22 protein-coding genes are annotated in these 26,023 nt (G+C 67.1%); 11 read left to right on the top strand and 11 right to left on the bottom strand.

What is annotated here, in order from left to right; translation table 11 throughout:
- Positions 1 to 2: 2 nt before the first annotated feature.
- Positions 3 to 1,337: a tRNA (N6-isopentenyl adenosine(37)-C2)-methylthiotransferase MiaB gene (miaB, locus tag DFR24_RS22430; protein ID WP_133883699.1), complete on the bottom strand. Its 1,335-nt coding sequence runs from the start codon at positions 1,335 to 1,337 to the stop codon at positions 3 to 5.
- 272 nt (positions 1,338 to 1,609) lie between these two features.
- Here miaB and DFR24_RS22425 point away from each other — a divergent pair, with 272 nt between their 5' ends.
- The gene (locus tag DFR24_RS22425) at positions 1,610 to 2,200 is read left to right on the top strand and encodes a lysophospholipid acyltransferase family protein (RefSeq protein WP_133883698.1); all 591 of its coding nucleotides are present in this window, start codon (positions 1,610 to 1,612) and stop codon (positions 2,198 to 2,200) included.
- An 81-nt stretch (positions 2,201 to 2,281) separates the two neighbouring features.
- On the opposite strand, the gene DFR24_RS22420 is transcribed toward DFR24_RS22425, so the two are convergent.
- The 5 genes from DFR24_RS22420 to DFR24_RS22400 form a co-directional block, all read right to left on the bottom strand.
- Complete coding sequence (locus DFR24_RS22420) at positions 2,282 to 2,587, bottom strand: hypothetical protein (protein ID WP_133883697.1); 306 nt, start codon at positions 2,585 to 2,587, stop codon at positions 2,282 to 2,284.
- A gap of 47 nt (positions 2,588 to 2,634) precedes the next feature.
- Positions 2,635 to 3,609, bottom strand: a complete 975-nt coding sequence (locus DFR24_RS22415; protein WP_133883696.1) for an NADPH:quinone oxidoreductase family protein — start codon at positions 3,607 to 3,609, stop codon at positions 2,635 to 2,637.
- A 38-nt stretch (positions 3,610 to 3,647) separates the two neighbouring features.
- On the bottom strand, positions 3,648 to 4,517 hold the full coding sequence (locus tag DFR24_RS22410; protein WP_133883695.1) for a crotonase/enoyl-CoA hydratase family protein: 870 nt from the start codon (positions 4,515 to 4,517) through the stop codon (positions 3,648 to 3,650).
- A gap of 75 nt (positions 4,518 to 4,592) precedes the next feature.
- Positions 4,593 to 5,210 (bottom strand): thioredoxin family protein, encoded by a 618-nt coding sequence (locus DFR24_RS22405; protein ID WP_133883694.1) that lies wholly within the window; start codon positions 5,208 to 5,210, stop codon positions 4,593 to 4,595.
- A 35-nt stretch (positions 5,211 to 5,245) separates the two neighbouring features.
- Positions 5,246 to 7,342 carry a protein-disulfide reductase DsbD family protein gene (locus tag DFR24_RS22400; RefSeq protein WP_133883693.1) on the bottom strand — a complete coding sequence of 699 codons (2,097 nt, stop codon included), beginning with the start codon at positions 7,340 to 7,342 and terminating at the stop codon, positions 5,246 to 5,248.
- A 62-nt stretch (positions 7,343 to 7,404) separates the two neighbouring features.
- On the opposite strand from DFR24_RS22400, the gene DFR24_RS22395 reads away from it, so the two are divergent.
- Both DFR24_RS22395 and DFR24_RS22390 read left to right on the top strand, forming a co-directional pair.
- Positions 7,405 to 8,013 carry a DUF2845 domain-containing protein gene (locus DFR24_RS22395; RefSeq protein ID WP_133883692.1) on the top strand — a complete coding sequence of 203 codons (609 nt, stop codon included), beginning with the start codon at positions 7,405 to 7,407 and terminating at the stop codon, positions 8,011 to 8,013.
- A 7-nt stretch (positions 8,014 to 8,020) separates the two neighbouring features.
- Positions 8,021 to 8,914, top strand: coding sequence for a hypothetical protein (locus DFR24_RS22390; protein WP_133883691.1), 894 nt, complete (start codon positions 8,021 to 8,023; stop codon positions 8,912 to 8,914).
- Between the two features lie 90 nt (positions 8,915 to 9,004).
- Here the strand turns inward: DFR24_RS22390 and DFR24_RS22385 are convergent, their stop codons facing one another.
- Positions 9,005 to 10,291 carry a serine hydrolase domain-containing protein gene (locus tag DFR24_RS22385; RefSeq protein WP_133883690.1) on the bottom strand — a complete coding sequence of 429 codons (1,287 nt, stop codon included), beginning with the start codon at positions 10,289 to 10,291 and terminating at the stop codon, positions 9,005 to 9,007.
- Positions 10,292 to 10,575: 284 nt separating this feature from the next.
- Here DFR24_RS22385 and DFR24_RS22380 point away from each other — a divergent pair, with 284 nt between their 5' ends.
- From DFR24_RS22380 to mgtE, 4 genes are all read left to right on the top strand, one after another.
- The gene (locus DFR24_RS22380) at positions 10,576 to 12,498 is read left to right on the top strand and encodes a PrkA family serine protein kinase (protein WP_133883689.1); all 1,923 of its coding nucleotides are present in this window, start codon (positions 10,576 to 10,578) and stop codon (positions 12,496 to 12,498) included.
- A 120-nt stretch (positions 12,499 to 12,618) separates the two neighbouring features.
- Positions 12,619 to 13,872 carry a YeaH/YhbH family protein gene (locus tag DFR24_RS22375; RefSeq protein ID WP_133883688.1) on the top strand — a complete coding sequence of 418 codons (1,254 nt, stop codon included), beginning with the start codon at positions 12,619 to 12,621 and terminating at the stop codon, positions 13,870 to 13,872.
- 37 nt (positions 13,873 to 13,909) lie between these two features.
- Positions 13,910 to 15,421 carry a SpoVR family protein gene (locus tag DFR24_RS22370; protein ID WP_133883687.1) on the top strand — a complete coding sequence of 504 codons (1,512 nt, stop codon included), beginning with the start codon at positions 13,910 to 13,912 and terminating at the stop codon, positions 15,419 to 15,421.
- 177 nt (positions 15,422 to 15,598) lie between these two features.
- Positions 15,599 to 16,945, top strand: coding sequence for a magnesium transporter (mgtE, locus tag DFR24_RS22365; protein WP_133883686.1), 1,347 nt, complete (start codon positions 15,599 to 15,601; stop codon positions 16,943 to 16,945).
- Between the two features lie 51 nt (positions 16,946 to 16,996).
- Here mgtE and DFR24_RS22360 read toward each other — a convergent pair whose 3' ends face one another.
- Together DFR24_RS22360 and DFR24_RS22355 are read right to left on the bottom strand one after the other, a co-directional pair.
- The gene (locus DFR24_RS22360; RefSeq protein WP_162851383.1) at positions 16,997 to 17,830 is read right to left on the bottom strand and encodes a class I SAM-dependent methyltransferase; all 834 of its coding nucleotides are present in this window, start codon (positions 17,828 to 17,830) and stop codon (positions 16,997 to 16,999) included.
- On the bottom strand, positions 17,827 to 19,128 hold the full coding sequence (locus tag DFR24_RS22355; RefSeq protein WP_133883685.1) for an NAD(P)-binding protein: 1,302 nt from the start codon (positions 19,126 to 19,128) through the stop codon (positions 17,827 to 17,829). Before DFR24_RS22355 ends, DFR24_RS22360 begins: the two co-directional genes overlap by 4 nt.
- A gap of 165 nt (positions 19,129 to 19,293) precedes the next feature.
- Here DFR24_RS22355 and DFR24_RS22350 point away from each other — a divergent pair, with 165 nt between their 5' ends.
- The 4 genes from DFR24_RS22350 to DFR24_RS22335 all read left to right on the top strand — a co-directional run bounded on the left by DFR24_RS22350 (position 19,294) and on the right by DFR24_RS22335 (position 23,930).
- Complete coding sequence (locus DFR24_RS22350; RefSeq protein WP_133883684.1) at positions 19,294 to 20,355, top strand: phosphotransferase; 1,062 nt, start codon at positions 19,294 to 19,296, stop codon at positions 20,353 to 20,355.
- A 113-nt stretch (positions 20,356 to 20,468) separates the two neighbouring features.
- Complete coding sequence (locus DFR24_RS22345) at positions 20,469 to 20,873, top strand: hypothetical protein (RefSeq protein ID WP_133883683.1); 405 nt, start codon at positions 20,469 to 20,471, stop codon at positions 20,871 to 20,873.
- A 145-nt stretch (positions 20,874 to 21,018) separates the two neighbouring features.
- Complete coding sequence (locus DFR24_RS22340) at positions 21,019 to 22,530, top strand: TolC family protein (protein ID WP_133883682.1); 1,512 nt, start codon at positions 21,019 to 21,021, stop codon at positions 22,528 to 22,530.
- An 80-nt stretch (positions 22,531 to 22,610) separates the two neighbouring features.
- Positions 22,611 to 23,930, top strand: coding sequence for a multicopper oxidase family protein (locus DFR24_RS22335; RefSeq protein WP_133883681.1), 1,320 nt, complete (start codon positions 22,611 to 22,613; stop codon positions 23,928 to 23,930).
- A gap of 56 nt (positions 23,931 to 23,986) precedes the next feature.
- Here the strand turns inward: DFR24_RS22335 and DFR24_RS22330 are convergent, their stop codons facing one another.
- Positions 23,987 to 24,493 (bottom strand): DUF3617 domain-containing protein, encoded by a 507-nt coding sequence (locus DFR24_RS22330; RefSeq protein WP_133883680.1) that lies wholly within the window; start codon positions 24,491 to 24,493, stop codon positions 23,987 to 23,989.
- A gap of 67 nt (positions 24,494 to 24,560) precedes the next feature.
- Positions 24,561 to 25,922: a metalloprotease PmbA gene (gene pmbA / locus DFR24_RS22325; protein ID WP_133883679.1), complete on the bottom strand. Its 1,362-nt coding sequence runs from the start codon at positions 25,920 to 25,922 to the stop codon at positions 24,561 to 24,563.
- Positions 25,923 to 26,023: the final 101 nt, after the last annotated feature.

The raw sequence follows: 26,023 nt of genomic DNA, 5'->3' as shown, positions 1-26,023 counted from the left end.
GCTCAAGCGAGCAGGCGGCCGCGCAGCGAGTTGGCCGCGGACTCCGTGATGAGGACGTCGGCGAAGTGGCCGACGAGAGAATCGGGGCCGTCGAAATTGACGACCCGGTTGGCCGACACGCGGCCCGCCATCTGGCCGCCGCCGCGCCGCGAAGGCCGCTCGACCAGCACAGACTGCGTGGTGCCGACGAAGCTTTCGCGGAAGCGATCATCGAAGTGGCGGATACGTTCCTGCAGCCGGTGCAGGCGCGCCTGCTTGATCTCGGCCGGCACCCCGTCACGCAGGTTGGCGGCGGGTGTTCCGGGACGCGGCGAGTACACGAACGAGAACGCGCAATCAAAGCCGATCTCGTCGATCAGCGCGATGGTCTGCGCGAAATCGTCGTCGGTTTCGCCCGGGAAACCCACGATGAAATCCGAGGACAGCGACAGTCCCGGGCGCGCGGCGCGCACGCGGGCGATCTTCTGCAGGTAGGCGGCGCGCGTGTAGCCGCGCTTCATCATGCCCAGGATGCGATCGCTGCCCGACTGCACCGGCAGGTGCAGGTAGGACGCAAGCTTCGGCTCTTCGATGAACGCGTCGGCCAGCGCATCGGTGAATTCCGCCGGATGCGAAGTCGTGAAACGGATGCGCTCGATGCCCGGGATGCGCGCGACGTAATGGATCAGCAGCGCCAGATCGCAGGTCTCGGCCGAGTCGCCCATCGTGCCGCGGTAGGCGTTCACGTTCTGGCCCAGCAAGGTCACTTCACGCACGCCCTGCTCGGCAAGCTGTGCGATCTCGACCAGCACCGAATCCAGCGGCCGGCTGATCTCGGTGCCGCGCGTGTACGGCACCACGCAGAACGAGCAGTACTTGGAGCAGCCTTCCATGATCGACACGAAGGCGGTCGGACCTTCGGCACGCGGCGCCGGCAAGGCGTCGAACTTCTCGATCTCCGGAAAGCTGACGTCGATGCTCGGGCGCGATGTCTCGCGCCGTGTCTCGAGCAACGCCGGGAGCCGGTGCAGCGTCTGCGGACCGAACACGAGGTCGACGATCGGCGCACGGCGCGCGATGGCCTCGCCTTCCTGGCTGGCGACGCAGCCGCCGACGCCGATCAGGCGCCGGGGATCGGCGTCCTTCCACTGCTTCCAGCGCCCCAGCTCGGAGAAGACTTTCTCCTGCGCTTTTTCACGCACCGAGCAGGTGTTGAGCAGCAGCAGGTCCGCCTCGTCCGCGTTCTGAGTGCGCTCGTAGCCGTGCGACTTGGCGAGCACGTCGGCCATCTTGACCGAGTCGTACTCGTTCATCTGGCAACCGTGCGTGAGCACGTAGAGCTTCGGGGGGGACGACATCCGGGATCGACTGCGGGGCCTTCACGAGCGGGCCGGGATTATACGGACTGGGTCGCGACCGCAGCCGCCTCGATGTGCGAGGGCAGCCGTCGTCGCCCTCATGTACGACCCTTTGTCACACCTGCCGGCAGCGGTCCGGACAGGCACCGGGGCGGCGGCCAACCCGGCCGCAGCGAAGCCCGATGGGCGTCTGCCCAACGTCACGGCCCCTGCGGCCTTCCCTAGAATCGCCGCGGGGCGAGACAGAACAACAACGACACAGGGAATCGCGCATGAACGATCTGGGCATGGCGCCGCGCTGGGGCTCGGCGTTCACGCGGGTCCTCGGCGCCGGCGTGCTGAGGCTTCTGGGCTGGAAGATGGACGTGCAACTGCCGCACGACGAGCCTCACCTGGTCATCACCGCCGCGCCGCATACCTCGAACTGGGATGGCATCCTCGCCGTGGCCGCGATCCTGGCGCTCGGCATCCGCGTCAATTTCTTTGCCAAGGACAGCCTGTTCCGCTGGCCTTTCCGCGGTTTGCTGACGGCGCTGGGCGGCGTGCCGATCCGTCGCGACGCCGCGCGCGGCATCGTCGAGCAGACCGCCGACCTCTTTGCGTCCAAGCCGCGCCTGTTCGTCGGCGTGGCGCCGGAGGGCACGCGCTCGCGCGCGCCGATCTGGAAGAGCGGGTTCTACCGGATCGCAATGGCGTCGGGCGCGCCGATCCTGCTGGCCTACATCGACTACGAGCGCAGGCGGGTCGGCACCGGCCCGCTGATTCGCCCGAGCGGAAACTACGAAGCGGATCTCGCGCAGATCCAGGCGTTCTACCGGACCATCAAGCCCCGGCATCCTCAGGATTTCGCCGCCGAAGCCTAACCGTAGCCCGGACGAAGTCCGGGGAAGCCCCTCCGCCGGACAGCGCAATCCTCGACTTCGCCCGGCCTTCGCGAACCGGCTTCAGGGCCCGGTGTATTCCTCTTTCTGGCAGCGGAAGTTGAGCTCCACCTCGCCGCCCTGCATGAAGTCCGAGATCCCGCTGGTGAGATGGGTCGGCAGCGCGTGCTGGCCCAGCGCCACGCAATGCGCCTCGGCCACCTGCATCGCCTCGCGGCGCGCGACCTTCTTGCCGTCGGGGACCTCCGCGGCGTCGATCGTCACCATGTAGGAGTTCTCGCCGACCTCCTGCATGCGCGGACCTCGCGCCGCGCATGCCGCGAGCAGCACCACCAGACCACCGACCACGCTCAGACGCGTTACTTGCACGGCTTGCTCCTCGATCGTATCGATTCCAGCGGCACGGTCGCGCGTCGTCAGACGACGAGCACGACCTTGCCCGCCACCTTGCGGTCCGCCATGTCGCGCAGCGCCTGCGCGCCCTGCGACAACGGGTATTCGCGCGACACCAGCGGCTTGAGCTTGCCTTGCTCGAACCAGTCGTAGAGCTGGCGCACGTTGGCGGCCTGCGCTTCCGGCTCGCGCTGGATGAATGAACCCCAGAACACGCCGAGCGAGGCGCAACCCTTCAGCAGCAGGCGATTGAGCGCGATCTCGGGGATCGGACCAGAAGCGAAGCCGATCACCAGATGACGGCCTTTCCAGTTGATGCACGAAAAGGAGTCCTGCGCGTACTGGCCACCGACCGGATCGAAGATGACGTCGGCGCCGTTGCCACCGGTGAGCTTCTTCACCGCGTCCTTCAGCGACTCCTTCGAATAGTCGATGACCTCGTCGGCGCCGAGCTGCTTGCAGAACGCGAGCTTCTCCGGCGAGCTGGCCGCGGCGATCACGCGCGCGCCCATGATCTTGCCGAGCTGGATCGCGCCCATGCCCACGCCACCGGACGCGCCCAGGACCAGCAGCGTCTCGCCGGGCTGCAGCTGGCCGCGATCCTTCAGCGCGTGGATGACGGTGCCGTAAACCAGATGGAACGCCGCTGCGATCGACGAACTCATGCTGTCGGGCACAGACTCGCACACGGCGGCCGGCGCGATGCATTCCTCGGCGAACCCGCCCTGCAAGGTCATCGCGGCCACGCGGTCGCCCACCTTCCACTTCGTCACCTTGGCGCCGACTTCCGCGATCGTCCCGCAGACTTCACCACCCGGCGCGAACGGCGGCGTGCCCTTGAACTGGTACTTGTTCTGGATGATCAGCACGTCGGGAAAATTCACGCCGGCGGCCTGTACCTTGATGCGCACCTCGGTGGCACCTGGCGCACGCAGCGGCAGGTCTTCGTAGACCAGCTTTTCGGGCGGACCGAATTCCTTGCAGACGATGGCTTTCACGTCGACTCCGTAGCGAATGAAAAAGGTGGGCGAACCGCTTACCAGGGGAAGAACGGCGGCATCGAGTTGGTCGAACCCTTGAACTCGGCCGGACGCTTCTCGAGGAAGGATTTCACGCCTTCCTTCCCATCCTGGATGCTGGTGTAGAACATCGCCAGCGAGTCCACGCGATGCGCCTCCAGCGGGTGCGGCTGCGCCGAATTGCGATACATCATCTGGCGCGTCAGCGCGATCGCCACCGGCGATTTTCCGTCGACGAAGCGATGCGCGAGCTTGTAGGCCTCGGGCAAGAGCTGGTCCGGCGCGTAGACCGCCTTCACCAGCCCGCCGTCCTTGGCGGTCTGCGCGTCGAGGATGTCGGCGCTGTACGTCCACTCCAGCGCCGTCTGGATGCCGACGATGCGCGGCAGGAACCAGCTCGAACAGGCCTCCGGCACGATGCCGAGCTTGCCGAACACGAAACCGATGCGCGCCTTCTCGGACGCGAGCCGGAAGTCCATCGCCAAGGTCATCGTGGCGCCGATGCCCACCGCCGCGCCGTTGATCGCGCCGATCACCGGCTTGGTGCAGGCGAAGATGGCGAGCGTCACGCGCCCGCCGGTGTCGCGAACGCCACGGTGGATGTCCGGATCTTCGAGCCGGCGCTGCATGTCGTCCATCGTCGGCTGCAGCGACTCGTCGAGCCCGAACACGTTGCCGGGAATCGACAGGTCCATGCCGGCGCAGAAGGCCTTGCCCGAACCGGTGACCACGATGCAGCGCACCGCGTCGTCGCGGCTGGCGCGCTGGAACGCGTCGACCAGCTCGTCGGCCATCTCGACGGTGAACGCGTTCATGTTGGCCGGGCGGTTGAGCGTGAGCGTCAGCACGCCCTGCTCCACCTGCCACAGCAGGGTGTTGTAGGTCATCGAAGGTTCCCGAAGGCGAGGACCCTCATTTTGCGGGAAGCGGCGCGCCGTCGCGACGCGCCGTCCCGGTAAGGCTCAGTACTTGACGCTGCAGCCGTAGGGCTTGGTGACCGGCGTGGTCACCGGCTTGCCCGCCATCGACTCGTTGAGCGCGAGCTGCACGAGGTTCTTCGACTTCGGGATGTCGGCGGCATCGGCGCTGGGCGTATCGTCGATGGCGCCCGAGTAGATCAGCTTGCCGGCCGGGTCGACGACGAACATGTTCGGCGTGGTCTTGGCGTCGTAGAGCTTGCCGATCGTGCCCGCGTCATCCAGCACCATCGCGGTGGACGCGGTCTTGAAGTCGGCCTGGAATTTCTTGGCGCCCTCGGCATCGACGTGACCCTGCGCGCCGACCCTGGATGAGAACACCGTGATCCAGGCCACGTCCTTGCCGGTGAATTCCTTCTGCAGCCCCTGCATGTTTCCGCTCTTGTAGTGCTTCTGCACGAACGGGCAACCCTCGTTGGTCCATTCCAGCACCACGTACTTGCCCTTCAGGTCGGACAGCTTCACCGGCTTGCCATTGGCGCCGGGCGCCGTGAAATCGGGCGCCGGCTCGCCGACCTTGGGCACGGCGTGCGCCGCGCCGCTCATCGCCAGGGCCACCACGCCGGCGAGGCCGGCGCTCTTGAAGCTGTGCAGAAGACTCATGGATCGATCCTCGAAGTGGATAAGGACGGCTGCGCCTACTCGAACGCAGTCGCGATGATGTCGGGGGTAAGGACCTGCGGCAGAACCTGCGGTTCCGCGCCGTCCTGCGAGGCCAGGTACAACGGCACGCCGCTGCGGCCATAGCGATCGAGCACCGCCGTGATTGCCGGATCGGCGCGCGTCCAGTCGCCCACCAGCAGCGCCACGTCGTGCTTGCGGAAGGTCTCGCGCACGCGCTCGGAGCGCAGCGCGCCGCGCTCGTTGACCTTGCAGGTCAGGCACCAGTCCGCGGTGAAATCGACGAACACCGAGCGGCCGGCCGCGCGCAGCGCATCGAAGCGCGCGTCGCTGTAGGACTCCCAGCCGTCACGCGCCTCGGAGACGTCGGTGTTCCGAGTCGGAACCTTCAACGCCGGGTGCAGCACGAGCAGGCCGGCGCAGAACAGCAACAGCAGCGCGACACTCTGGCCGACGCCGCTGCGCGAACGCCCCCAAACCCACAGCGCGAGCGCCACCAGCACCAGCCCGAGCAGCGCCACGGCCATGCCGTCGCGATCCGTCAGCCCGCCGAGCACCCACAGCAGCCACACCGCCGTCAGGTACATCGGGAAAGCCATGAGCTGCTTGAACGTCTCCATCCAGGCGCCCGGTCGCGGCAACAGCGTCGCCAGGCGCGGCGCGAACCCGATCAGCAGGAACGGCAGCGCCAGGCCCAGGCCCAGCACGGCGAACACGAGCAGCGACACGTACGCGGGTTGTGCGAGCGCAAAGCCGAGTGCCGGCGCCATGAACGGCGCCGTGCAGGGGCTGGCGACGACGACCGCGAGCACGCCAGTGAAGAACGAACCCGCAAGCCCCGGCTTGGCGGCGAGGTTCTGCCCCGCACCCATCCACGACGCGCCGAAGTGCGCGACGCCCGACAGCGACAGGCCCATCGCGAAGATCAGGCCCGCCAGCGCGAACACGAAGCCCGGGGACTGGAGCTGGAAACCCCAGCCCAGGGCCGCCCCGCCGGCGCGCAGGGACATCAGCAGCGCCGCGAGCGCGACGAAGCTTGCGATCACGCCGGCCGTGTACGCCAGCGAATGCGCACGATTGGCCTGCGCCGTGGCGTCGCGCGTCTTGAGCACCGACAGCGCCTTCATCGCGAGCACCGGGAAGACGCAGGGCATCAGGTTCAGGATCAGCCCGCCCAGCAGCGCGAACAGCAGCATCAGCGGAATCGAGGCCGCGACGGCGCCGGCCGCCGCCGCACGCGCCTTGCCCGGCGTCGCATGCAGTTCGGCGTGCATCGACGCGGGCACGATCGCCACGTCTCCGGGTTTGGCATCCACCTGGAAGGCCTTGGCCGTATCCCCCTCGTGGATCACCAGCACGCCCCGCAGATCGGCCGGCGCCTCGACGAAGTAGGTGGACAGCCGCTGGCTCAGCCGCAGGCCGTTGTTCGGATCGATGATCACGCGCTGCTCGGCGGCGTGCGCGACCAGGTCGTTCGGAATCGGGAAGAACTCAACCTCCGCACGCTGCGGGAACTGTGCGCCCTCGATCGAGATCGAGAAGTCGCCCTGCACGATCGAGTAGCGCACGTCCCAGTCCGGCGCCGCGCGCGGGACCAGCGCGCGCGCCTTTGCGAAGGCGCTCGCCCAGGCCGCATCGGGCTGCGGCTGCGCCGCGGACACCGGCATCGACAGCTTGAGTTCGGCTTCACCCGGGATGCAGATGTCCTTGCACACCAGCCACGTCGCCTTGACCGCGAGCTCGGCACGATCACCGCGCTTCACGCGGATCGGCACCAGGTGCAGCGTCTCTTCCGAGTAGCCGTAGTTGGTCAGCTCGCCCAGGGACTCGCGATGCGGATACGGCCAGTCGATCGGGCCGGCCGTAATCTCGGGCGGCAGCGTCCATTTCAGCGAGGTCGGGATTCCCGAATCGCCCGGGTTCTGCCAGTACACGTGCCAGCCCGGATCGGGCCGCAGGCGCAGCGCCACCCAGTTGTCGTAGCCGCCGGCCTTGAAGCTCTGGTTCTCGGCGATCAGCTCCGCCTCGACGTTGTCGGCCTGCACCGGAAGCGCGAACGCGCCCGATGCCGGCACCAGCAGCAGGAACAGGATGCAGAGATGCCGAAAGCTCATGAAGGATTCAGGATGGGAGCCGCAATGTGACCCAGTTTCGTCCTTCCGGTTCCAAGCCGTCCATGTTCGCGCGTCCGCTGCTTGCCGCCATTGCGATGCTCGCCGTGGGATCCGTGGCCCAAGCGGGCGACTCGATCCGCTGCGGCTCGCGCATCGTTTCGGTCGAGGCGCGCGCGGCGGACATCCTCGCCGCCTGCGGCGCGCCGGACTTCCGCGACGTCTACTCCTACCCCGGCCCCGCATCGGCGAGCGAGATCGCGGACTCCGAGCAGTGGACCTACAACTTCGGTCGCAACCAGCTGTTGCAGGTGCTCAAGCTGCGCAACGGACGCCTCGTCGACATCCAGACCGATGGCTACGGCTTTCCACCGGACAGTTCGCGCAGCTGCGCCTCCAACGACATCGTCGACGGCCTGTCGAAGTACCGCCTGATCGCAAGCTGCGGCGAGCCGCTGACGCGTCGCACCATCGGCTACGTCAACGCCCTGAAACCGCGCTACCAGCGCCGCCACGGCGGCTTCACGACGTCGCGCGGGCACTACCCGGTGGAAGTGTTCCGCGAGGAATGGGTCTACAACTTCGGCAGCAACCGCTTCCTGCGCGTCGTGACAATCGAGGATGGCGTGGTCTCCAGCGTCGAGAACGGCGAGCGCGGGTTCAATCCGCGCTAGTCCCCCGATGGCCCCTGCTTGCGCCGGAACGTCCGGCGCGCCGGCCGGTCAGTGCCTCCTGCGCATCCTGCTGCTGAGCAGCCTGATCCTTTTCACGACCGCGTCGCAGGCCGGCGCACGCTGGCACTGGGACGCGGAGTTCTCGGAGGCCGAGAAGAGCGGGCTCGCGGACTGGATCCGGCACAGCATGGATGGCATGGCCGCCCTGTTCGGCCAAACGCCCGGCACCTTCGACGTTCACTTCCACCGCAGCGAGGATCGCAGCGAGGCCGTGCCCTGGGGCGAAACCCGCAAGGGCGGCGGCCGCCATGCCCACTTCTATGTGGACACCGACTATCCCTGGTCGGACTTCCGCCGCGACTGGACGGCGCCGCACGAACTCTCGCACCTGCTCTTCCCGTACCTGGGCGAGGACAGCCGCTGGTTCGCCGAGGGCATCGCGAGCTACCTGCAGTACCCGATCCTGTACGCGGACGGCGTGCTCACCTGGCCGCAGGTGGTTTCGCGCTACGAGGAGCGATTCCGCGCAGCGCGGGCGGCGGCCAGGGGCACGGCGAGCGTGGTCGAGCGCAGTCGTGAGGGCGCCGCTGGCGGCTATATCCCGATCTACTGGGGCGGAGCCGCGTACTTCCTGCATGTCGATCAGCAGTTGCAGCAGCAGCGCGGCATCCGGCTGGCCGACGTGATCCGCCGCTACTCGGACTGCTGCTACCAGCCGTGGGGAATCGATGCCGCCGGCCTGATCCGCGAGTTCGATCGCCTGAGTGGCAGCCGCGTGTTCTCCGAGAGCGTCGCCGCGACGGTGGCCGCACCGGGCTTTCCGGACACGGACGAAGGGCTGCGGTGGCTGCTGCGCAATCCGCCGGCGCTGATCGAAGCCGCGGGCAGGCCCGCCCCGTAGCCCGGACGAAGTCCGGGGCTTTCCTCGCAAAACGGGCGGCGATCCCGGACTTCGTCCGGGCTACGGGAACCCGCGAACATCCGGGCGCCATCAGCGCGTCGGCGGACATACCTTGCAGATCGTATTGATGACGCGCGCCAGCCGCGTCAGGCTCGACGGCGCCAGCGACTTGCCATTGTTGAGGATCGCCACCGACAGCTCGCGCGCCGGGTCCGCCCAGCACACGACGTTGAGGAAGCCGATGTGCCCGTAGGACTCGCGGCTGCGCGGGCCGAACAGGCCCACCGGGCTGTCGCCGAGCATCATGCCGGCAGAGAAGCGCACGGGGATCACCAGCATGCCGTCGAACTGGCGCTTGCCGACCGGCCGCACGATCTCTTCGACGGTATCCAGCTGGAAGATGCGGTTGCCTCGAAACACACCGCCGTCGAGCAGCATCTGGAACACGCGCCCTGCCTCGTCGGCGGTCGCGAAGATGTTGCCCGCCGGGACCGGCTGCGTCAGGAAGGCCTCTTCGTTGGAGATGCGCACGACGTCGCGAAAACCGGCACCGAGCACGCGTCGGGCGACGAGATCGATCATCCACGGCGGACGCGGACCGGTGAAGACGTTCGGCGCCGCGACGGCGCGATGCTGGGGCGCAAGGCCATAGGTCATGTAACGGCAGCCGAGCGGCTCGGCGATCCACTGCCGCAATGCATCCTGCAGCCCGATCCGGCCGACCCGTCGCACCAGCTCGCCGAGGATGAAGCCGCCGGTGATCGCGTGGTAGGCCTGCTTCTCGCCGGTGGCCTCGAACGGCTTGGCGGCGCAGAGCATCGCGATCACGGCATCCCAGTCGTAGATGACGCGGTAGTCGAGATCCTTGATCGGCACCGTCGGGATGCCGGCGCGATGCGACAGAAGCTGGCGCACCGTCGTGCGGTCCTTGCCACGCTGCGCGTATTCGGGGATGTGCTGCGCGACCCGATCGTCCAGCGACAGCCGCCCCATCTCCACCAGCTTGTGCACCAGCAGGGCCGTGATCGCCTTCGACGCGGAGAACAGGCAGATCGGCGTCTGCGGCGTCGCGGGCACCCATTGGCGTCCTGCGGCGCCGGGTTCGTTGCCGCGCGCATGCCCGATCGCGCGACTGATGACCACCCGCCCCTGCCTGCGCAGCATGATCGTGATCGCAGGATGCGTGGCCGTACGGTAGAAACCTTCGACCGCCGACCAGATCGCATCGATCGCGCCGCGCTCCAGTCCGACCTCCTGCGGCGCGCACTCCGCCGCATGGTCGATCTGCGTGACCGCGGCCAGGTCCCGCGGCACGGCGATGTAGTTGCGCTGAAACACCATGAGATGCGGGACGAAGGGCGATGCGGCGCGCTTCATCCTAGGGAGTCGCCACGCCGCGGCATCGCGAATTCGCAGCTTGCAGCGCGGCGAAGTTCGTGTTGCGCGGAAACCAAGCGGTCGCGCAGCGGTCGATGATCTGTACTTGCACGGAGCGCGGCGAACGTGCGTGATGCCGGCGTAAATGTTTTATCGAAATGGCGGTCGCTTTACGGCGCTCGATTTCCGACGAACGGCTCAGGCTTCGGCACACAATGTGCAAAGCTCAATCTCGTGGACAAAACAGCAGTAACACTTGTCGCGAGCCCCAGGAGGCGCGAACGATGACCATCTTCGACTCGTACCGAGAGCAGTACTTGAAGGGCCGCAACGAGGAGATGTCGCTCCTCGATTACCTGACCCTCTGCAAGACGGATCCCCTGACTTACGCGTCGCCCGCCGAGCGCATGCTCGCGGCGATCGGTGAGCCCGAAGTCGTCGACACGCGCAATGATCCGCGCCTGTCGCGCATCTTCTCCAACCGCATCATCCGGCGTTACCCGGCGTTCAAGGAGTTCTTCGGGCTCGAGGACGTCATCGGCCAGGTCGTGGCGTTCTTCAAGCACGCCGCGCAGGGCCTCGAAGAGCGCAAGCAGGTGCTCTACCTGCTCGGCCCCGTCGGCGGCGGCAAGTCGTCGATCGCCGAGCGGCTCAAGAGCCTGATGGAAGCCTTTCCGATCTACGCGCTGGAAGGCTCGCCGATCAACGAATCGCCGCTGGGCCTGTTCAACCCGGACCGCGACGGCCCGATCCTCGAGAAGGAGTACGGCATTCCGCGCCGCTACCTGTCGGGCATCGCGTCTCCGTGGGCCGTCAAGCGACTGGCCGAATTCGAAGGCGACCTGACCCAGTTCAAGGTGGTGCGCGTCCAGCCCTCGGTGCTCAAGCAGGTGGCGATCACCAAGACCGAGCCGGGCGACGAGAACAACCAGGACATCTCGTCGCTGGTGGGCAAGGTCGACATCCGCAAGCTCGAGGCGTTCTCGCAGGACGATCCCGACGCGTACAGCTACTCCGGCGGACTGTGCCTGGCCAACCAGGGCCTGCTCGAGTTCGTCGAGATGTTCAAGGCGCCGATCAAGATGCTGCATCCACTGCTGACGGCCACCCAGGAAGGCAACTTCAAGGGTACCGAAGGCTTCAGCGCGATTCCGTTCAACGGCATCATCCTGGCGCACTCGAACGAGAGCGAGTGGACGAGTTTCCGCAACAACAAGCACAACGAAGCCTTCCTTGATCGCGTCTACATCGTGAAGGTGCCGTACTGCCTGCAGCTTTCGGAAGAAGTGCACATCTACCAGAAGCTGCTGCGCAACAGCTCGCTCGCCGAAGCGCCGTGCGCGCCGGGCACGCTGGAGATGATGGCGCAGTTCTCGGTGCTGACGCGCCTGAAGGAGCCGGAGAACAGCAGCATCTACTCGAAGATGCGCATCTACGACGGCGAGAACCTCAAGGACACCGACCCGTCGGCGAAATCCTTCCAGGAGTATCGCGACTACGCCGGCGTCGACGAAGGCATGACCGGCACGTCGACGCGCTTTGCGTACAAGGTGCTGTCCTCGGTGTTCAATTACGACCAGACCGAGGTCGCGGCCAATCCGGTGCACCTGATGTACGTGCTCGAGCAGCGCATCCTGCGCGAGCAGCTGCCGCAGGACGCGCAGCGTCGCTACCTCGAGTTCATCAAGGGCTGGCTGGCGCCGCGCTACGCAGAGTTCATCGGCAAGGAGATTCAGACCTCGTACCTGGAGAGCTATTCCGAGTACGGCCAGAACATCTTCGATCGCTACGTGACCTTCGCGGACTACTGGATCCAGAACGAGGACTACCGCGACCCGGAAACCGGCGAGCAGTTCGACCGCGCCTCGCTCAACACCGAACTGGAGAAGATCGAAAAACCGGCCGGCATCGCCAACCCCAAGGATTTCCGCAACGAGATCGTCAACTTCGTGCTGCGCGCCCGCTCGCAGCACAGCGGCAAGAACCCGCGATGGACCAGCTACGAGAAGCTGCGCGAGGTGATCGAGAAGAAGATGTTCTCGAGCACCGAGGAACTGCTGCCGGTGATCTCGTTCAACGCCAAGGCCTCCAACGAGGACAAGAAGAAGCACGAGAACTTCGTCAGCCGCATGGTCTCGAAGGGCTACACGGAGAAGCAGGTTCGCCTGTTGAGCGAGTGGTATCTGCGCGTGCGCAAGTCGGCCTGAACTCGTCCCGGGAAATCTCGACAGGAGTCCTGCGCCCCCGCCATGGAAACCTCCACCGGTACTTCGGACAGCGCTCGTCCGGGATCCCCGGGCTTCGCTGTCCGCTTTGTCTAGCCGCCCATGTCCATCGTCATCGACCGGCGTCTGAACGATCGCAACAAGAGCGCGGCGAACCGCGCGCGCTTCATCCGCCGCTACAAGGAGCAGATCAAGCGCGCCGTCAGCGACATCGTCGCGCGGCGCGGCATCACCGACATGGAAAAGGGCGGTGAAGTCTCCATTCCGACGCGCGACATCAAGGAGCCGAGTTTCCGCCACGGCCCCGGCGGCGATCACGAATACGTCCACCCCGGCAATCACTCGTTCAACAAGGGTGATCGCATCCCGCGACCCAAAAGCCAAGGCGGCGGTGGCGGTGGCTCGGGCGAAGGCGACGGTGAAGGCAGCCAGGACGACTTCACGTTCTCGCTGTCGCGCGAAGAGTTCATGAACCTGTTCTTCGACGACCTGGAGCTGCCGCACCTGGTGCGCAACTTTGTCACCGAGATCAAGGATTTCAAGATGCAGCGGGCCGGCTACACGCCCAGCGGCGTGCCGGCGAATCTTTCGGTGCCGCGTTCGCTGCGCAACGCGATGGCGCGGCGCGTTGCACTCTCTGCTCCGCTGCACCGGGAGATCGCGGCACTCGAAGCCGCCGAGGCCAAGGAAGACGATCTGGTCGTCCGCGCCGGGATCGAGACCGAGATCGCGGCGCTGAAGAGCCGCATCGCGCGTGTGCCGTTCCTGGACGAGATCGACCTGCGCTTCCGTCACCGCGTGAAAGTGCCGCAGCCGATCTCGCGCGCCGTGATGTTCTGCCTGATGGACGTTTCCGCCTCGATGACCGAGGAGAAGAAGGATCTGGCCAAGCGCTTCTTCACGCTGCTGTACCTGTTCCTGTCGCGCAAATACGAGAAGGTCGAGATCGTCTTCATCCGCCACACGGACAACGCCGAGGAAGTGGACGAACAGCGCTTCTTCCACGACGCGCAGAGCGGCGGCACCGTGGTGCAGTCGGCGCTCAAGCTGATGAACGAGATCGTCACCGAACGCTACCCGCCGGCGGGCTACAACATCTATGGCGCGCAGGTCTCTGACGGCGACGCCTTCGGCGCCGATCCCGAGAAGAGCCGCGCGCTGCTGGCCGACCAGATCCTGCCGCTATGCCGCTACTACGCCTACATCGAAGTGCCGGACGACGCGGATCACACCAGCCCGCTGTCCTACGCATATGCGCGAATCGAGTCCCCGCGCTTTGCGATGAAGAGCGTCACCTCGCGCGGCGACGTCTACCCGGTGCTGCGGGAGCTGTTCAAGAAGGAGGCGAACATATGAGCGCCACCATTTTCTGCCTGCGCGGCGGGATGCCGTCATGAGTGCCGACGGCGGTCCTCGCTACCTGTCCACCGGCGCCGAGTGGTCGTTCGACCTGATCGCGCGCTACGACGCGGCCATCAAGGACATCGCGCACAACGAGTTCAAGCTCGACACCTATCCCAACCAGATCGAGATCATCGCCAGCGAGCAGATGCTCGACGCCTACGCCTCGGTGGGCCTGCCGATCGGCTATCCGCACTGGAGCTACGGCAAGGAATTCATCCGCAACGAGGATGCGTACCGCAAGGGCGCGCGCGGCCTGGCCTACGAGATCGTCATCAACTCGAACCCGTGCATCTCCTACCTGATGGAGGAGAACACGATGGCGATGCAGGCGCTGGTCATCGCGCATGCCTGCTACGGCCACAACAGCTTCTTCAAGGGAAACTACCTGTTCCGGCAGTGGACCAACGCCGACTCGATCATCGACTACATGGTGTTCGCTCGCCGCTACGTCCTCGAGTGCGAAGAACGCCATGGCGCGCAGGCCGTCGAGGAGACGCTCGACTCCTGCCACGCGCTGATGAGCCATGGCATCGACCGCTACCGCCAGCCGCCGCAGCTCTCCGCCGAGGAAGAGCAGAACCGCGTGCGCGAGCGCGAGGAATACAACTGGAAGCGCTTCGACGACATCTGGCGCACCGTTCCGCAGAAGCGCAAGGGAGAGCGTCGCGGCGGCGAGGCGCAGTATCCGGCGGAACCGCAGGAGAATCTCCTGTACTTCGTCGAGAAGCATTCGCCCAAGCTCGAACCCTGGCAGCGCGAGCTGGTGCGCATCACGCGCAAGATGGCGCAGTACTTCTATCCGCAGGGCCAGACCAAGGTCATGAACGAAGGCTGGGCCACGTTCTGGCACTACACCCTGCTCAATCGCCTGTTCGACAAAGGTCTGGTCGATGCGGGCTTCATGCTCGAGTGCCTGCAGTCGCACACCAACGTGGTGACGCAGCGCGGTTTCGACCAGCGCGGCTACGGCGGCGTGAATCCCTACGCGCTGGGCTTCGCGATGATGACCGACCTCCGGCGCATCTGCGAAAACCCCACCGACGAGGACCGCGAGTGGTTCCCCGACATCGCCGGAGGCGACTGGCAGAAGGTGCTCGACTTCGCGATGCGCAACTACAAGGACGAGTCCTTCATCGCGCAGTACCTGTCGCCGCGCCTGATCCGCGAGTTCCATCTGTTCGCGGTGGCCGATCACGAGACCGACGATCACCTGACGGTGGACAGCATCCACAACGAGCAGGGCTATCGGCGCCTGCGCCGCCTGTTCGCCAGCCAGTACAACCGCGACTTCTCGGTGCCCGACATCCAGGTCACGCGCTACGACCGACGCGGCGACCGTTCGCTGACGGTGCAGCACCGGCGTCATCGCAATCGTCCGCTGGCGGCGGAAGCCGAGGAAGTGCTGCGGCATCTGTCGCGCCTGTGGGGCTTCACGGTGCGTCTCGAGACCTGCGACGACACCGGCAAGGCGGTGGGCGTGCGCGACTTCCGCGCCGGCTGATCGAACCTCGCACCCGTAGCCCGGGCGAAGCCCGGGGTTCCCCTCGTTCACGGAGCGCAGCCCCGGGCTTCGCCCGGGCTACGGGTTGCCGCCGTTCGTTCGCAGACGCTACGCCCGCTGGACGTATCGTCGTCCAGCAGCTAGGGTCGCGACCCTTTTTCGCTGTCTTCTTCCGCCATGGCCAACTCGGAAGCTGAATCGCGCGTTCTCCGCCTCCGAGCGGCGCTCGACAGCGGCCGCTGGGCCCCGGTGAAGCGGCAGCTGGCCTCGCTCAATCCCTCGGAAGTGGCCAAGTTGCTGGCGGCCTTGCCCGAGCGCGAGCGCAACCTGGTCTGGGAGATGGTCGACCCGGCCGATGACGGCCAGGTCCTGCTGCATCTGCCCGAGGACGTCCGCGACGGCCTGATTCGCCAGATGGACACCGCGGAACTGGTGGCCGCTGCCGAAGATCTCGACATCGACGACCTCGCAGATTTCGTCGACTCGCTGCCCGAGACCGTGACCCGCGAGGTCATGCGAGCCCTGTCGGACGCCGATCGTGCCCGCCTCGAAGCGGTGCTGATCCACGAGCCGGACACCGCCGGCGGCCTGATGAACACCGACACGGTCACGGTACGGCCGGACGTGTCGCTCGAGGTGGTGATGCGCTACCTGCGCATGCGCGGCGAGCTGCCCGCCCACACCGACGCCCTGTTCGTCGTGGATCGTTACGGCGTGTACCTGGGCCGCCTGGCGCTGGACCGCATCCTCACGCGCGATCCGGCGTCGACGGTCACCGAGGTCATGGATCGCGACTCCGAAGCGCTGGCTGTCGACATGTCGGAACGCGACGTCGCGCAGGAGTTCGAAAGCTCCGACCTGGTGTCGGCCGCCGTCGTCGGCAGCGACCGCAAGCTGGTGGGCCGCGTCACGGTGGACGACGTCGTCGACGTCATTCGCGCGGACGCCGAACACAACCTGCTGTCGATGGCCGGCGTCGACGAGGACGAGGATCTCTTCGCGCCGGTGCGCCGCGCCGCACGTCGCCGCGCGCTGTGGCTGGGCATCAACCTGTGCAGCGCCTTTCTCGCCGCAAGAGTCGTGGGCCTGTTCGAGGCCACGATCCAGCAGGTCGTGGCCCTCGCGGTGCTGATGCCCATCGTCGCGAGCATGGGTGGCATCGCCGCCAACCAGATCGTCGCGCTGATGGTGCGGGGCCTCGCGCTCGGACAGATCGGCGCAGGCAACACCGGCGCCCTGCTGCGCAAGGAAATGCTGGTCGCGCTGATCAACGGCCTGCTGTGGGGCCTGGTCGTCGCCGGCGTGACGAGCTGGTGGTTCGACTCGCCGACGCTCGGATTCGTCATCGGCCTGGCGCTGTTGCTGAACCTGATGTTCGCCGCGATGGCGGGCCTGCTCGTGCCCCTGATGCTGCGTCGCCTGGGGCTGGATCCAGCGCTCGCCGGCAGCGTGATCGTCACCACCATCACCGACGTGATGGGCTTCTTCCTGTTCCTGGGTCTGGGTACGCTGATCCTGCTCTGAGAGGCTGAGATTTCGTCGCCCGCCCTGCTGCGCGAGTGCGTTCGATAAATCTCAGCGCTTGAAGCCGACGCAGCTCACGTAGCGCAGCACCTGCTGGCGATCGGCCCAGCGCAGGAAGGCCGCGGTGGCCCGGTACTTCTTCCAGTCGATCCGGTGGGCAACGTCGGGTTCGAGGCTGGCTCGGTAACGCTCGAGCCACGCCCCGAACGGCTGGAACACGTGTCCGGTGATGTCCTCGAAGGCCTCCACCTCCAGACCCGCATCGCGCCACTGCGCAAGGTAGTCGTCCCGGCCCACGAGATTCTCCGGCGGGATGCGACTGAAGTGGCCCATGACGCCGAGCAGTGCGCGCCGGTGCAGCGGCAAGCCGGGACGGGCCAGGATCAGGTCGCTGAGCGCGATCCGGCCGCCCGGGCGCAGGACCTGGGCCGCCTGGCGCAGGAACGCGCGACGGGATGGGAAGTGGTACGCGCAATCGAGCGCGACGATGGCGTCGACCGGCGCTTGGTTCGTCCGCGCCGCCCATTCGGCGAGCGCATCGACACTGCCCTGCTGCAGTCCATCGGCGATGCCGGGATGACCGCTGTCCACGACGCGCCGCCGCGCGAGTTCGGTCTGGCTGTGCGACAGGTTCAGCCCCGCGATGTGGCGCACACCGTAGCGTCGGATCCAGTGAAGGATCTGGTCGCCGCAACCGAAGCCGACATCGACGAGTCGCGTCGCGCCGTCCAGACGCAGTCCGCTCGCGAGCCGGTCGGCCAGCGCCGCGCAGGCATCCGGATAGCTGCGCGCGTGCTGCCAGTCGCCCAGGTTGCCCCAGTGCGTGCGACCGCCGGATTCGAAGTTGAGCGCTGCTTCCGAGAGATCGTGGAACTCGCCGCTCAAGCCGGCGCGCTCCACGGTGCCCTCACGCCAAGTCGCTCCGCCACCTCCACGGCCGACTCCACCGCCGCTTCGAGCAGCGGCACGCGATCCGCCATGTAGGCGCCGCAGAACAGCAGCCCCGCCTCCTGCGACTGCAGGCGCCGCAGTTCGGCGGACGCCTCGCGGCTGTCGTGCGTCACCCGCGGGCGCGTGAAGCCGACTTCGAGCAGCACGCTGCCCTCGCGCACCGCTCGCAATGGATTCCAGGTCTGGAACACACGGGCCTGCCCCGAATACGTGCTGAAGGCCTGCGTCATGTCGACCGTGACCTCGGGCCGCGGCGCGCCCTCGGGCAGGTGATAGGTCACCGGCGACAGTGCGCCGTTCGCCGCACGCGGCAGCACGCTCGCGTCGGTGTGCACCCGCATGACCGAATGCTCGAACGGAATGCGGTGCAGCAGCGCCGTCTGCGGGAACGCGTCTCCGAGCATCTGCGCCGCCTGGTGCGCCTGCGTGGCCAGCACGACGCGATCGAACGGCCTCACCGCGCCGTCCTGCGTGTGGACCTCGAAACCTCCTCCGGATGCGCGCGAGATGCGCGACACCGCCGCACCGCTCACCGGCGTGACGCCGTCGACGAGACGTTCGACGATGGCGTCCACCCCCAGCTCTGCGCGCATGACGCCCTGCTTCATCACGCCGGACGCCAGATACCCGAGAATCAGGTCGGCCGGATACGCGCGCACGCTCTCGCAGTCGCAGGTGCAGATCACGCTCAATGTCGGCAGCAGCACGCCGTGCGTGAATGCGGCCGAGTAGCCGCGCGCATCGAGATACTCGCCGAACGTCATCCGCGAAAGGCCCGCCGCGTCGCGTGCCAGATCGCGTCGTGCGGCGGGAAAGAATCGCAGGCTGTCGCGCACGATCCGCAGCAGCTTCAGCGGCTGGCGCCGCCCATCCCGGCGCAGATAACTCACCGAGTGCCCGAGCAGCCTGAAATTTCCGTAGTGGAAGAAGATCTCGCCACGGCCGTCCGCGAACGCGGCGGCGTGGTCGGTGGCGTGCACCTGCACCCCGAGCGTGGACAGCAGCGCGAACAGGTGCGGGTAGTAGCCCTCGCAGAAAACGCGGGTCGGCACGTCGATGCGTGTGGTGCGGCCGCCGCTGGAGTAATCGATGCCGAACACCCCCATGCCCGGTCGGGCGTGTTGTTCGAACAGCGTGACCGGGTGACGCCTGCGCAGCAGCCATGCGGCGGTCAGACCGCCGATGCCACTCCCGATGACCGCGACGCGCTGCGATTCCGGCAAGTCCTGCATGATCTCCCTTGACCGGCGATCCCGGCCTCTTTGATTGGCGAGCCTGCGCCCCACGCGCACTCGCCTGCCCGGACGAAAGTCTAGCGTCGACCGCGCGCATGCTCGCGTGCGGCCCCGTTCCGTCGCATCATTCGTGTTCGACGAGGAGCGGAAGACAAGAACGACATGGACAAGCAGACCCAGTTTTCGGGCACTGACGAAGTACGCGAACAGCACCGCTTCGACGAAGGCCGTCTGCTCGACTGGATGCAGGCGAACGTCGACGGATTCAAGGGTCCGCTGACGGTGCAGCAGTTCAAGGGCGGCCAGTCCAATCCGACCTACAAGCTGATCACGCCGGGCCAGAATTACGTGATGCGGCGCAAGCCGCCCGGAACGCTGGTGGCCTCGGCCCACGCGGTCGACCGCGAATACCGCGTGATCACCGCGCTGCACGGCGCCGGCTTTCCGGTCGCCAGGACCTTCGGCCTGTGCATGGACGACGCCGTGCTCGGCACCTCGTTCTACGTCATGGACTGCGTCGATGGCCGCGTGATCTGGGACACGCGCTTCCCCGATGTTGCGGCCGACCAGCGTCACCGCTACTACGACGCGATGAACGCGACGATGGCGCAGCTGCACAACCTCGACCACGTGAAGCTCGGGCTGGCCGACTACGGCAAGACCGGCAACTACTTCGAGCGGCAGATCGGCCGCTGGTCCAAGCAGTATCTCGCCGACGAGGCCGCCGGCCGCCTCGAGAACATGGACAAGCTGGTGGAGTGGCTGCCCGCACACATTCCGCCGGGCGACGACACCGCGATCGTCCACGGCGACTATCGCTGCGACAACATGATCTTCCACCCGACCGAGCCGCGCGTGCTGGCGGTGCTGGACTGGGAGCTGTCGACCCTCGGCCATCCGCTGGCCGACTTCGCGTATCACCTGATGATGTATCGCATGCCGCCCGGCATCACGGCCGGCCTGGTCGGTGCGGATCTGGCGGAACTGAAGATTCCGTCCGAGAGCGAGTACGTCGCCGCGTACTGCGCGCGCACCGGTCGCAAGGGCATCGACAATCTCAGCTTCTATCTTGCGTTCAACATGTTCCGCCTGACCGCGATCATCCACGGCATCCGCGGACGCGTCGTGCGCGGAACTGCCGCGAGCGCACACGCCAAGACGATGGCCTCGTTCGTCGAGCCGCTGGCCGAACTGGCGTGGAAGCAGGCGCAGCAGGCCGGCTGAAACGTAGCCCGGACGAAGTCCGGGATCGCCGCCCGATTTTCGAGAAAAGCCCCGGACTTCGTCCGGGCTACGGTGGCTTTCGTGAAACGCGCCGTAGCGCGATACTGCCACCCATGCATCGCCTCCGTGCCTTCCTGACCCTGCTGCTGACCGCGACGCTCGCGTTCTCGGGAACGGCGCGAGCGGGCACGAGCTGCTGTCCGCAGCCGGCAGCGGTCGTCGCGCCCGCGATGCAGGACATGGCGGCGATGAGCGCGATGGATCACGCGCACATGCATCACGCCGGCATGGCGATGCAGCACGAAGCGAACACCGACGGACCGGACAAGCCCTGCTGCGGCCACTGCGCCGATCGCTGCGCGGCCGGACCCTGCGGTTTCACCGTCGGCCTGCTGCCGGATCTGCAGCCGCTCGAAACCTTTTCATCCGGTGCGCAACGCGCCGATCTCGCCGGCGTGCACGCCATCCGGCCTCATCTGCTGGAATTGATTCGACCTCCCATCGGCGCGGTGACCTGATCACCGCCGCGGGGCGGCTCTTCTGTTGCCGTGCCGACGTCCAGGACGTCGTGCGCACTGGCAACCGGAAAGCGCACCGCAGCCCCGCTGATCGGGCACGAGGACCTTGTCGCGTCCCGGGCCTGTTTGCCGATGGAGTGTCTCCATGTTTCGAGTGCTGTCGTGGAAAGCGCGTCGATTGCTGTCGATCGCCATCGTATTGAGCGTCGCCGGCTGCGCGACGGCGCCTGAGGACCGCGGGGCGTCCGCGGTATCGAGATTCAGCAGCGAGCGCGGCGGGCCTGCCGTCGGCGTACCGACGCAGGACGAGGACGCCCGCGCGAAGCTGATCGGACCGCTGCTGGAGCGGCATCTGTCGGCCGACGACGCGGTGACGATCGCGCTGGTGCGAAGTCCGCAGTTGCGCATCGAGTACGCGCGATTGGGGCTGGCCAGCGCGGACGTCGTCCAGGCCGGCCGCATGAGCAATCCGACCTTGTCGGCCTCGATCATGTTTCCGGACCGCGCGGGCGAATCCAACCAGGTGGGCTTCGGCCTTGCGACCCGGTTCCTGGACCTGCTGCTGATCCCCGCGCGATCCCGCATCGCGGAGCAGGAATTCACGCGCGCGCAGATGCTGGCCGGGAACGCCGTGCTGGATCTGGCGCGCGACGTGGAGTCGGCCTACTACGCGCTGGTCGGCGCGCAGCACATCGCGACGATGCGCCAGACCGTGGCCAAGGCCGCGAACGCCGCCGCCACGCTGGCGCAGCGCTACCACGACGCCGGCAACCTGCCGGACCTGCAACTCAGCCTGGAGAAGTCGGCTGCGGCGCAGGCGTCTCTCGCTGCGCTGTCGGCGCGCGCCGAGGTGGCCGATGCACGTGCGCGGCTGGCGACGTTGATGGGAATGCCCGCATCGGAGACCGGATGGGACGTCGAGACGCGCCTGCCGCTGCCCAGCGCCGTCGAAGTGCCCGAGGCTGACCTGCAGCAACAGGCCACCGATCGCCGGCTCGAACTGCAGGCCCGTCGACTGGAAGTCGCCACCTTGCGCGACGGCCTCGGACTGACGCAATCGACGCGCTGGTTCGGCGGCCTGGAAGTCGGCGTGCACACGGAGCGCGAGACCGACCGCAGCCGCATCACCGGTCCCTCGCTGTCGTGGGAACTGCCGCTGTTCAACCAGAACCAGGACGGCGTCCTGCGTGCGCAGTCCGCGCTCGAACGCGCCGAGGCGGAACTGCTGCAGAGCGAGATCGCGACCGGCAACGACGTGGCGCGATCGTATGCGCGACTGCAGAACGATCGCGAAGCCATCACGCTCTACCAGCAGCAGCTCCTGCCGATGCACGAACGCATCGTGCAGCACACGCAGGAGAAGCTCGACTTCATGCTGGTCGGCGTCTTCGAGCTGATCCGTGCGCGGCAGGATCAGTACGACGCCTGGCAGGCCTATCTCGAGGCCGTGCGCGACTACTGGCTGCATCGCGTCGATCTGCAGCGCGCGATGGGCGTGGCATTGGCTGCGCAACCCGCCGGCGAAACCGTCGCACCGCAAGTGCCGCAAGCGCCGGCCAGCGATGAAGACCCGCACCGGCATCACCACGGCATGGGCCATTCGATGGCCGCGCCTGCGTCCGACGACCCGGCACCTGCCGGCGTCCATCACCACTGACATCCGATACCGGAGAACCCGATGCGTACTCGCATCCCGCCCCATCACACCACGATCGCATTCCTGCACCGGAGCACGTCATGAAACTCAGCCGGCGCAAAGTCCTTTCCGGCATCGGCGGCGGGTCGCTGGCCGGTGTCGTCACCGCGCTCGCCGCCGCAGCGGGCGATCGCGCACTCGCAGACGAGCCGCCCCGGGCCACACGCGCGCCGCGCACAGGCGCCTACGACCCTGTGCACACGCTCAACGGCTGGACGCTGCCCGCCCGCGTCGAAGGCGGCGTGAAGGTGTTTCATCTGGTCGCCGAGGAGATCGAGCACGAGTTCGCGCCGGGCTGTCGCGCCAAGTGCTGGGGCTACAACGGCACCACACCGGGGCCGACGATCGAGGCGGTCGAAGGCGATCGCGTGCGCATCTACGTCACCAACCGGCTGCCCGAGCACACCAGCGTGCATTGGCACGGCATCCTGCTGCCCAGCGGCATGGATGGCGTCGGCGGCCTCACGCAGCGCCACATCCAGCCCGGCGAGACCTACGTCTACGAGTTCACGCTGCGCCAGCACGGCACGCACATGTATCACCCGCACGCCGACGAGATGGTGCAGATGGCCGTGGGCATGATGGGCATGTTCATCATCCATCCGAAGAACCGCGAAGCCGATCCGGTGGATCGCGACTACTGCCTGCTGCTGCACAACTGGGCGCTGCATCCGGGCACCTACCGGCCCGATCCGTCGATCCTGCAGGACTTCGACCTGTGGACGATGAACTCGAAAGTCTTTCCCGCCATCGAGCCGCTGGTCGCGCGCAGCGGCGAGCGGGTGCGCATTCGCATGGGGAATCTCTCGATGTGGAATCACCCGATGCATCTGCACGGCGTGGTGTTCCAGGTCACCGGCGGTGACGGCGGCCGCTGGCCTCGCGCGCTATGGCGGCCCGAAGTCACCGAGATCGTCGCCGTGGGCCAGACGCGCGACATCGAGTTCGACGCCGTCGCCGGCGACTGGGCGTTCCATTGCCACATGTCGCACCACACGATGAACGCGATGGCCCACGATCTTCCGAACAACCTGGGCGTGGACCAGAGCGGCGTCGAAGACGAGTTGCGCACGATGCTGCCGGGCTACCGCGCCATGGGTCAGTCCGGCATGGCGGAGCACGGCGAACACCTGCAGATGGGGCTCAAGGGGCCGGCCAACACGCTGCCGATGATGAGCGGCCAGGGACCGTTCGGGCCGCTGGAGATGGGCGGCATGTTCACCGTGGTCAAGGTGCGCGACGCGCTGCCGGCGAACCCGTCCGACGTCGGTTGGTACGAGCATCCGAAAGGCACGCAGGCGAGCCGCGTCAGCACGGATCCCGACTTCGGATCGCCGGTGCGTCGCCCGACGCCCCCGTAGCCCGGGTGAAACCCGGGATGCCGCTCGACTTGCGAGGAAAACCCCGGGCTACGGGTTTAGTACGGCTTCACGTCGCCGCAGTTCGCCGATCGCCACTGGCCGTTCAGCGTGCCCGTCAGATTCAGCGGGATGCCCTCCTGCGACGTGCCCTGGAAGGCCGTCTGCCCGTTGAAGCGTTGCGCGTCCTGCAGCGCGATCTGCACGCGACCGTTGCCCTGCAGCCAGCCGTTGCAGCTCAGATCGCCGTCGAGACGATCGCCGCTGCGGCGAAGATTCTTCGCGGTGCAGCCGGTGCCGTCGTCGGCCAGATCGGGGAAACGATCCTGCTTGACCTGTTCCGGCGTCAGGCACACGTCGTAGCGCTTGGGCTCGGGCGTCGTCTGCACCTGCAGGTCGCCGAAACCGAATTCGGCCAGCAGGTCCGGATCGATCTGCGGCAGGTCGTTCTGGCCGATCTGCACTTCGACCGCCCACAGGCCGGCCTTGGGGGCCACGGCAGCGGCGGACGCGAAGCTCGCGCAGAGCAACAGGGGCGACAGCCAGGTCAGCGGGGTCTTCATCATTCAGGACGTACTCGAAAGAACTGCGTGCAGCACCAGCCGGCAGCGACGGCGCGAAGCGCGGGCCGGTTCAGCCCTCGCCCGCAATCGTCATGCGCCCGATCAGCACCGAACCGCAGCGGATGCCGGATCGTGCATCCACGTCCCCGCCCAGAGCCTGAATGTCCTTGTACATCTCGAGCAGATTGCCGGCGATCGTCACGCCTTCCACCGGCGCCACGATCTGGCCGTTCTCGATCCAGAAACCGGCGGCGCCGCGCGAGTAGTCGCCGGTGACGCCATTGGCGCCCTGCCCCATCAGCTCGGTCACCAGGAATCCTTCGCCCATCTGCGCCAGCAGCGCGGCCTGGTCGAGTTCGCCCGGACGCACCACCAGGTTGAACACGCCGCCGGCATTGCCGGTGGTCTCCAGCCCGAGCTTGCGCGCCGAGTAGCTGCCCAGCACCCAGCCGCGCAGCACGCCGTCTTCCACCAGCCGGCGCTCCGAAGTCGCGACGCCCTCCGAATCGAAAGCGGCACTCGAAGAGGCCTGCATCAGGAACGGCTGCTGCTCGAGCTGCACCATCGGCGAGAACACCGGCTGGTCCATCTTGTCGAGCAGGAACGTCGCCTTGCGATACAGCGCACTGCCCGAGATGGCCCCGACGAAATGGCCGAACAGGCCGCGCGCCATTTCCGGCACGAACAGCACCGGCGCGGTCCGCGTCGACAGCGGCTTGGCGCCCAGGCGCGCGATCGTGCGCTGGCCGGCACGCCGGCCGATCGATTCCGGTGAATCCATCCGCGACGCATTGCGGCCGCCGTCCCACCAGTAGTCGCGCTGCATGTTCTGGCCGTCGGTGGCCACCACCGCGCAGCTCAGGCTGTGCTGCGTGCCGCTGCGGCCGCCGAAGAAACCGTGCGAGTTCGCGTAGACCGAGATGCCGCGCGACGTCGACAGTCCCGCGCCTTCGCTCTGTTCGATGCGCTTGTCCACTGCCAGCGCCGCGGCTTCGCAGGCCCGCGCGCGCTCGATGGCCTGTTCGGGCGTCAGGTCCCAGGGATGATCCAGCCCCAGGTCCGGCTGATCGCGCGCCATGCGCGAGGCATCCGCCAGCCCCGAGCAAGGATCTTCCTCGGTGACCCGCGCGATCGTGACCGCGGCCTCGACGCAGGCGCGCAGGCCGGCATCGCTCAGATCACCGGTGGACGCGTTGCCCTTGCGGTGACCGAAGTAGACGGTGATGCCCATGCTGCGATCGCGCTGGAATTCGAGGCTCTCGACCGCGCCGCTGCGCACGCTCACCGAGTAGCCCTTTGAATACGACAGGCTGGCTTCGGACTGGGTGGCGCCGGAACCGCGCGCCATGTCGAGCACGCGCGCCGCCACTTGCTGGAGATCTGCCGGGGTCGGCAGCGGGGCTGCGGAGGCGCCTTTCGAGGTCTGATTCATCTACGAAAAATGTGGGGGTGGGCCGCTTTCAGGGTACCACCGGAAACGCATCGGCCCGCAGCCCCGTAGCCCGGGTGAAACCCGGGAAGCCGCTCGACTTG

Origin of the sequence: Panacagrimonas perspica (assembly GCF_004364935.1) — a bacterium.
Lineage (GTDB): Bacteria > Pseudomonadota > Gammaproteobacteria > Nevskiales > Nevskiaceae > Panacagrimonas > Panacagrimonas perspica.
Note: the sequence above shows the minus strand (reverse complement) of the source record. Positions and strands in the feature narration are given on the sequence as shown.